This is a genomic window from Corynebacterium sp. KPL2861, assembly GCF_040225475.1.
Taxonomy (GTDB): Bacteria; Actinomycetota; Actinomycetes; order Mycobacteriales; family Mycobacteriaceae; genus Corynebacterium.
This window is the reverse complement of sequence record NZ_JBEHFW010000020.1, coordinates 1-7,223: the sequence shown is the minus strand read 5'-3', so window position 1 is coordinate 7,223 and position 7,223 is coordinate 1. Positions and strand designations below refer to the sequence as shown.

General features: G+C 55.2%; 6 protein-coding genes, 1 tRNA gene and 1 pseudogene. 6 read left to right on the top strand and 2 right to left on the bottom strand.

The features are described from left to right. Nucleotides 1-32 precede the first annotated feature (32 nt). Nucleotides 33-1,561, top strand: a pseudogene (locus ABRP84_RS11105) (IS1634 family transposase). Nucleotides 1,562-2,666: 1,105 nt separating this feature from the next. On the opposite strand, the gene ABRP84_RS11100 reads toward ABRP84_RS11105, so the two are convergent. Further along, nucleotides 2,667-2,739, bottom strand: a tRNA-Asn gene (locus tag ABRP84_RS11100). Between the two features lie 251 nt (nt 2,740-2,990). Between ABRP84_RS11100 and ABRP84_RS11095 the strand changes: the two genes are divergently transcribed. The 5 genes from ABRP84_RS11095 (at nt 2,991) to ABRP84_RS11075 (ending at nt 6,564) form a co-directional block, all read left to right on the top strand. After that, a complete protein-coding gene (locus ABRP84_RS11095; RefSeq protein ID WP_034659074.1) occupies nt 2,991-3,707 on the top strand; it encodes a 6-carboxyhexanoate--CoA ligase in 717 nt (238 codons plus the stop codon). Then, nucleotides 3,704-4,873: an aminotransferase class I/II-fold pyridoxal phosphate-dependent enzyme gene (locus tag ABRP84_RS11090; RefSeq protein WP_349853820.1), complete on the top strand. Its 1,170-nt coding sequence runs from the start codon at nt 3,704-3,706 to the stop codon at nt 4,871-4,873. Before ABRP84_RS11095 ends, ABRP84_RS11090 begins: the two co-directional genes overlap by 4 nt. Before the next feature lie 62 nt (nt 4,874-4,935). Next, nucleotides 4,936-5,319: a hypothetical protein gene (locus ABRP84_RS11085; protein WP_034659075.1), complete on the top strand. Its 384-nt coding sequence runs from the start codon at nt 4,936-4,938 to the stop codon at nt 5,317-5,319. Nucleotides 5,320-5,762: 443 nt separating this feature from the next. Beyond that, nucleotides 5,763-5,990: a transposase gene (locus ABRP84_RS11080; RefSeq protein ID WP_349853819.1), complete on the top strand. Its 228-nt coding sequence runs from the start codon at nt 5,763-5,765 to the stop codon at nt 5,988-5,990. 127 nt (nt 5,991-6,117) lie between these two features. Beyond that, on the top strand, nt 6,118-6,564 hold the full coding sequence (locus ABRP84_RS11075) for an IS3 family transposase (protein WP_084530201.1): 447 nt from the start codon (nt 6,118-6,120) through the stop codon (nt 6,562-6,564). Here ABRP84_RS11075 and ABRP84_RS11070 read toward each other — a convergent pair. Further along, the coding region (locus tag ABRP84_RS11070) for an IS256 family transposase (RefSeq protein ID WP_349853818.1) at nt 6,561-7,223 on the bottom strand (663 nt) is incomplete at its 5' end. The genes ABRP84_RS11075 and ABRP84_RS11070 overlap by 4 nt on opposite strands.

Below are 7,223 nucleotides of genomic sequence, written 5' to 3'. Positions count from 1 at the left end.
GGGTTTCGGGGTGGGCGGTTAGATTGATTTTCATGAGCCCGTATATCCGCACCGTGCGCACCGCCTTCGGGTCGACTGCCGTGCAGGTCGTGTATTCGCAGAAACGCGGCGCCAAGACCATGAAACATCTCGGTTCGGCGCACACTGACGAAGATCTTGCGCTGCTTTAGGCCTAGGACCAGTGTCTTCTTGACGGCGACCAGGTGAGCCTGGATCTTGGTGTGGACACCACACCCGCCGGCAGCGGATCCGCCGATGCGCCGGTGCCGATCACCTCCGAGCGCGCCGGCCGCCTCCTCGAGGTCATCCGTGCCGCGTACAGCGAGCTGGGTTTCGATGAGGAACCAGGGATGATCAGGTGTTTTTGACCTCGTCACCGCCCGGATCGTGCAGGCAGGATCGAAGGTCGACAGCATTGAGACACTGGCGGAACTCGGTGTGGCCTTCGCCAGCTACCGCACCATCCAACGACACCTGCCGGCCTACGCCACCGACGACTTCCGCGACCGGCTTACCCAGGCTTGCGCGAACCATGCCGGGATCGCACCCGGTGTCCTGGTTCTTTACGACGTGACCACCGTGTACTTTGAAACCGATGAGGGCGATAAGTTCCGCAAGCCGGGCTTTTCCAAAAACGCAGGCTCGAGCCGCAGATCACCGTCGGCCTGCTGGCGGATGCCCGGGGCTTCCCGCTGGCCGTGGGTGCGTTTGAGGGGGAACATGGCTCAAACACGCACCATGTTTCCTATGATCAGAAACGTCCAGGACGCCTACGGCGTGGAAGAGGTCACCGTTGTCGTCGACGCCGGGAAGTTCTCTGCCGGCAACAAGGTCTCGATCATCGAGGCCGGCCTGCACTGCATCCTCGGAGTGAAATTCAACGACATCCCCTATCCGGTGGCGCAGTGGCGCAAGAACAACCCCGGCCAGGACTATGAGGACCAGCAGATCTGGACGTGAGCCGACCGGACGGGCCGTGGCCCAGGCGGTGTGCCGCATTCGGTCACCTACTACCGGTACTCCTGAGACAGAGCACGCCGCACGTTGAAGGGTATTGATGAGCAGGTCGCCAAAGCGGAGAAGGCCGTGGCCGGGAAGTTGCCGGTCAAGCGCAACCGGTTCGTGGATCTCAAGGCGCCGAATAAGCAGGTCAACTGGGCGTTGGTGACCAAGAACAAGGCCCTGGCCGAGCTCAAGGGGTACCAGACGTCCCGGGTGGATCTGCCTGCCGAACAGGTGATCCACGCCTACCGGCAGATGTTGAAGATTTAAGAAGGCGTTTCGGATGTCGAAGTCCGATCTCGAGGCCTGGCCGATCTACCACCACAAGCGGGAATCCATCGAGGCGCACCTAAGTGTGGTGATGGCGGCGATGGCTGTGGGGCATCTGCTGGAGGAGCGCTCGGGGTTGTCGTTGAAGCGGCTGGTGCGGACGTTGCGGAGGTACCAGACCTTCCAGGTGCAGGTGGCGGGGCAGACGATCCATGCTGCTTCGCCGGTACCTGATGACGTCACGGAACTGCTGGGACGGCTGGGTTCAGGGAACCAAGGTGTGCACTAATATGGCCTAAGTCTGTTATGTCCACAAAGTCCCTAGACTCCGAGTCCAAAAACCTCATGGACATAACACGCCTAGCAAAAGACAGCAGGGCTATCCTGCATACTCCACTATACCCGCTATTATCCGGTACGGGAAGGGGTACAGAACACAGGCCGATCGAACGCAATTGCTAAAAGTTCATTTTTGATGCCGGTTGCATCGTCGGGCGTGTGTGTTCCTCCGAATCCATACTTATTTTGCCGCAGAATAAGTATGCGCAGCTCAGCGGGTGTTTTTCTCATACCTCTTTTCCAAACACGCAGGTCAGTCTCTGCGAGATTCCATACTTTTTCCTCGGGGCCGGAAAAATAAGTATGAAAATAGGAGAGATTCCACCCCCTCTGACCTGCGCATACCTATTTTCGCTGTGTCGCCCAGAAAAAATAAGTATGGAGCGAAACCACTGCTGAGCTGGATAAACGACTACTTTTACCCCTTCCATACTTATTCTGCGTGCTTTTCACTCAGACCTTTTTATAGGGGAGAGACATGTTGTAAAAATGTGACATAGAGCACACTGCGAAATCTTGATGTAGGTTGAGGGGCTCGAAAACATGTTCGCATTTTGGGAAATGGTGGTATCGGTGGCATGTGGCGTTACCATGTGTCAGAAGCATAAAAGCCGTGACCTGGTAAAACGTCACGATCGTCATGCTTAATTTAGAGCATTTTGGAAAGATGGCGTCGCACCCCTTATGCTCTTCTGCTAATCGCAAACGCTTTGACTTGCATATTTGCATTCCGTCATTTTCCTATATGCAGGTCAACGACACATTTCTATCGTTCGTTGGTGGCGTCCCACTAAATCGACGTATCAAAGCAATGGTCGATTAATACCTCGGGTACGACGCCCGCACAGAGCAGCACGCTGCCGGAGGGCGCGATGATCGGTGCGCCAGGGGGTGCGACGCCCGCACAGAGCAGCACGCTGCCGGAGGGCACGCCTAAACCGCTATTACCCGCCTTTGCGGGATCGCACGTAACCCGTTTTATAGCTCCTGTACCACGTGAATACCACGCCAGGCATAGGGTAGAATATTTATCGTTTTGACCTGCATATTCGTAGCTCCTCCAACTGGGCTCGAACCAGTGACCCTTCGATTAACAGTCGAATGCTCTGCCAACTGAGCTATGGAGGAATATCCATGTTGTACTTCGAACGTGCCGTTCTCTGTGCAACGAGAATTAACTATATAGGCTAACGCCGTTTTCACACAAATCGCCTGGTTAGCCGGAAAATAAGGGGTGTAGAACGTGGGTTGAGGAGAAGGCATCGGAAAGCGCACGGCCTGTGCATACCTACGCCGGAAGCAAGACCTGGAGTTTGGCCGTGTCCCGCTAATTTCCCCTTTCCCTGAACACTGTTCAATTAGTCCGGTACCCTCAGATTATGACTTATTTCTCAGTGAGAATGCGGTCGGATTCCGCAGGCCAGCACATTTCGGGAGCAGAGCGAATTGTCAGGGAACACGAGGTTCCAACGGTCTGTGCGGCGCTATCTCAGCGAGCTTTGGTGCACCCGAAGGGAATGGCGGAAAATACCTTCATCACGGTGGAAGCTGTGGCCGGATCCGATATTCTGCACGTCCCTGCCGTAGGAGTAAAAGAAGAAGCGGTGCAATCGCCCTCGCAGGCTAAGGACGTCATCGAGGAACTATTGCGCCCCATGACCGCTCATTTCCAGGTAGTCATTGAAGAGACGTTTAGCGCCAGGAATATGCGCGGAGCAATGCTCATCGCAGCCGATACGGGCACTCGCTGCGAACCAGATGCACAGCGAGGAGTCCGCGTAAGCCACATGGACGCGTGCGGTGCTACAGATGAGGCTTTCAAAGGCAAGGACGCTGCTCGTGAAGCCATCGTGCTGGCGAGCAAGGTAGCCGCGCATCCCGATGTCTTAGCAGAACTCTGTGTGTCTGATGATCCGGCCTATACCACCGGTTACGTCTGCATTGATGCCACGTACCACCGCCTTCCGCACATTAAAGAGCCTGGGTCGGATGAGGGGGCGCGGGCATTCATTATCAAACCAGGTGCCGATATCGAAGCGTTGATTGATTATTTGGAAAACCGCGCCGTACTCGTGGATTTTGGGGCAGAAAAGTGAACGAGAGCCTAGAACAAGTCGCATCTGCGCGCCTGGATAAGTGGAGAGAAGACGGCCTATGGCGCAGCCCTTCGGTCTTTGCAAGTGGGCAAGTCCCGGAAAGCTCCTTGCGGACGGCCACCGGGAAGACGGCCAAAGACGCGGTGCTCTTTAGCTCGTCGAATTACCTGGGCCTGGCAGAGCATCCGGAGATTAAAAACGCCGTAAAGGACAGCGTTGATCACTACGGCGCAGGCTCAGGCGGCTCGCGTTTGACCACCGGCACGTCTGAATTACACGTTGCGGTAGAAGCCGCTGCGGCCCAGCTGACTGGGTATCCAGACTCGGTATTCTTTGCCACCGGGTACCAAGCCAATCTATCGACGTTGCAGGCGTTGGCCTCGCCCGAGCTCACCATTGTTTCCGATGCGCGCAACCACGCCAGCATCATCGATGGCTGCCGGCTCGCAAAGGCGAGTGGCGCCTCCCTCGTCGTTACGGCGCACCGCGATACCCGCGCTGTAGAAAACGCTTTGGTCACCAGGACCACCAAGTATGCCTTGGTTATTACCGATGGCCTCTTTTCCATGGACGGGGTGCTTGCACCCTTGCCTGAGCTATCGCGGCTGGCACGCGAACACGGCGCGTGGCTTATGGTCGATGATGCTCACTCGTTTGGCACCGTCGGCAACCGCGGCCTTGGCCTCCCAGAATATTTCGGCGTCCAGCCCGATATTCAGCTTATTACCGCTAGCAAGGCGCTTGGCGCCGAAGGCGGCCTCGTGGCAACGAGCAAGCCGGTTGCCCAGCTATTGCGGCAACAAGCCCGGTCCTTCGTATTTTCTACCTCTCCCACGCCAGCAACATCGGCCGCCGTGCTCGCGGCGTTAAAGCTCATTGAGTCTGATCCCAGTCTGGTTAACCAACTGCAGGACAATATTGCTTATTGGCACAAAACACGCGGGACTACGCCACAGCAAGGGCCGATTATCCCCGTGCACGTCGGCGATGAAGCCGCCGCGATGGACGCTAGCGCTGCACTGCTTGACCGTGGATTTATCGTCCCGGCAATCCGGTGGCCCACTGTTGCACGTGGCGCTGCGATACTCCGCGTTACCCTCATGGCAACCCATACGCGCGCGCAGATCGATGCCCTCTGCACAGAACTTGAACAGCTGGGTTTATAAGCAAAACGCTCGGTGAGTGCGTTCAGGGAGTGGGGTTCTCCTCGCATACACTGGCAGGCATTATGAGCAGCTTCATTATTGACTATTCATGGCTCCATGAGCTGGTGCTGTACGGGCGTGACGCCGAGCTGTCCGCTGCAATTACCGGCAACTGGGACATTATTGAAGCTATATGGGACTTGGAGGAAAAGGGCGCTATAGAAGAGGACTCCAGTTTCTTTGGCGGCGAAAATTGGACCGCGCGCTTTGTGTCCGGCCTCGATGATGGCGGCCCCTTGGACGTGGGGCTATTGGACGAAGAAGATACTTCAGTGATGCTCGAGCTCTCCGTTACCGGTGACGATGAAGAGACAATGGAGCACGCGCTTATCGATGCCACCGAGACCATCACCTGGCATTTATCCGACTGGGGCTTCGAAGACATCGAGTGGACCGCGATGCAGTGAGAAAAAGAGGTTCCGCCAGCTGGACTGGAGATACTCGATGGCGGTTGATCGTTGGTGAAGAACCCAAGCGATGTGGCTACTGCTCTATTGAAAATTGTCAGCGGGACCAGTTAAGCTTTCATTACGACGAGCCGGATACCGGAACGATGTCGCCTGGAGCCGCGTAGGCTCCAGAGCTTTATTTGGGACTTCATACTTACGCTTATGTGAAGTTTCCCGAGTTTTGTTCCTAGGCATTTGCCTTGATTTCTAATATCTCTTGTGGCGGGTTCTGCTTCCATAATCCTGTTTCAGGCTCGTTGGGGTTGATATCCCAAGCTCTGGTGGAGTCTGGTCTCAGGTCAGCTTGACACTCGCTCAAACCTGACAACTTCAATCTCGATTGAGGTTGCCCTCGTTTGGTGGACACCCGATTAGTGCGGATCTTGTGTCCGTAAGAGAGGATGTTCATTGTGAGTCAACAACGCCAGAAATACACACCTGAGTATCGACGCGAAGCCGCGAACCTGGTAATCGAATCGCAGCGCCCAATTGCTCATGTAGCGAAAGAAATTGGTGTCGCACCAGGTCTTTTAGGCCGATGGGTGAAAAATGAGCGTCAACGCCTAAGGATCCTCCGATGGGCTACGCGAAGCGGATCTTCGTGCGGAGAACGCTCGTCTGCGTCGTGAGTTGGCTGAAGCCAAGATGGATAACGAGCTTTTGTCACAAGCGACAGCCTTCTTCGCTTTAAGGCAACGCGAACAGAAAAGTTCGAATTAATGTAGCCAGAGCAAGGCGAACTACAGCATCAAACGCATGGCACGACTATTAAAAGTGTCTCGGTCTGAATACTACAAATGGACCCATATACAGCAGCAACGCTTAACCGGTAAGGATGATCGTGCATCATTTTACAATGATGTTGACCGCAAGATTCATCAGATTTGGAAAGACTCCGATGAGGTCTATGGTGCTCCGCGGATCACCGCAGAACTAGGTGAGCGCTACCAGATCAGTATGAATCGCAAGACTGTGGCCAAGCGGATGCGCCTGATGGGCATTGAAGGGATCTCACCGCGTGCTTTCGTTCCAGTGACAACGATCCAAGCCAAACGTAAATCTGCTCTTCCTGAAGTGTCCCAGGTTTTGTTCCGTGGTCAAGTCCGGTGGAGTGGTGTATCTGTCCTTTCTGAATCTGTGAATCGGGGGACAGTGTCAGGGTCGGTGTTGGGGTCCGGCTCGGGGTTGATGTTGGTTCATTAGGAGGCTGCCTCGATGGTGTCTGCGTCGTTGGTGTGGATGGTGTTGGTAGCTATCAGGCGTCGGGTGTGTTCCAAGCTTGCTAGTGACATATAGCGTTTCTGCTGAATCCAGTCGTCATGCTGTTCAGCTAGTATCGCGCCGACGAGGCGGATGACAGCTGCGCGGTTGGGAAAGATTCCTACAACGTCGGTACGCCGCCTGATTTCACGGTTCAAACGCTCCGTTGGATTATTGGACCATACCTTCGTCCATACAGCTTTGGGCGTGGTTGTAAACGCGAGAATCTCATCTAATGATTCTTCCAGGTAGTCAGCTGCGTCGGGGAAACGCTGCGTGCAGAAATCTACGACCTGGCGGGCTTGGTCCCAGGTAGCTTGCGCGTCGGCTTGCTGGAAGATGGAGTGAAACATTCCCGATAGTGTTGTCCACTGGCGTTTTGACACTTTTGACGACAGATTCTTAGCAAAATGTGTCCGGCAGCGTTGCCAACCTGCAGTAGGCAGTACTTGACCAACAGCGGCTTGGATTCCTAGGTGCGCATCGCTGGTAACGAGATAGACTTCGCCAAGACCACGGGCTTTGAGGTCTTGGAAGAATCCGGTCCATGATTCCACGGATTCTGATGTTGCGACCTGCATGCCTAGTAGTTCACGGTAGCC

Coding starts and splice junctions, on each gene's coding strand:
- ABRP84_RS11095 (WP_034659074.1), top strand. CDS start 2,991: ATGACTTATTTCTCAGTGAGAATGCGGTCGGATTCCGCAGGCCAGCAC.
- ABRP84_RS11085 (WP_034659075.1), top strand. CDS start 4,936: ATGAGCAGCTTCATTATTGACTATTCATGGCTCCATGAGCTGGTGCTG.
- ABRP84_RS11080 (WP_349853819.1), top strand. CDS start 5,763: ATGTTCATTGTGAGTCAACAACGCCAGAAATACACACCTGAGTATCGA.
- ABRP84_RS11075 (WP_084530201.1), top strand. CDS start 6,118: ATGGCACGACTATTAAAAGTGTCTCGGTCTGAATACTACAAATGGACC.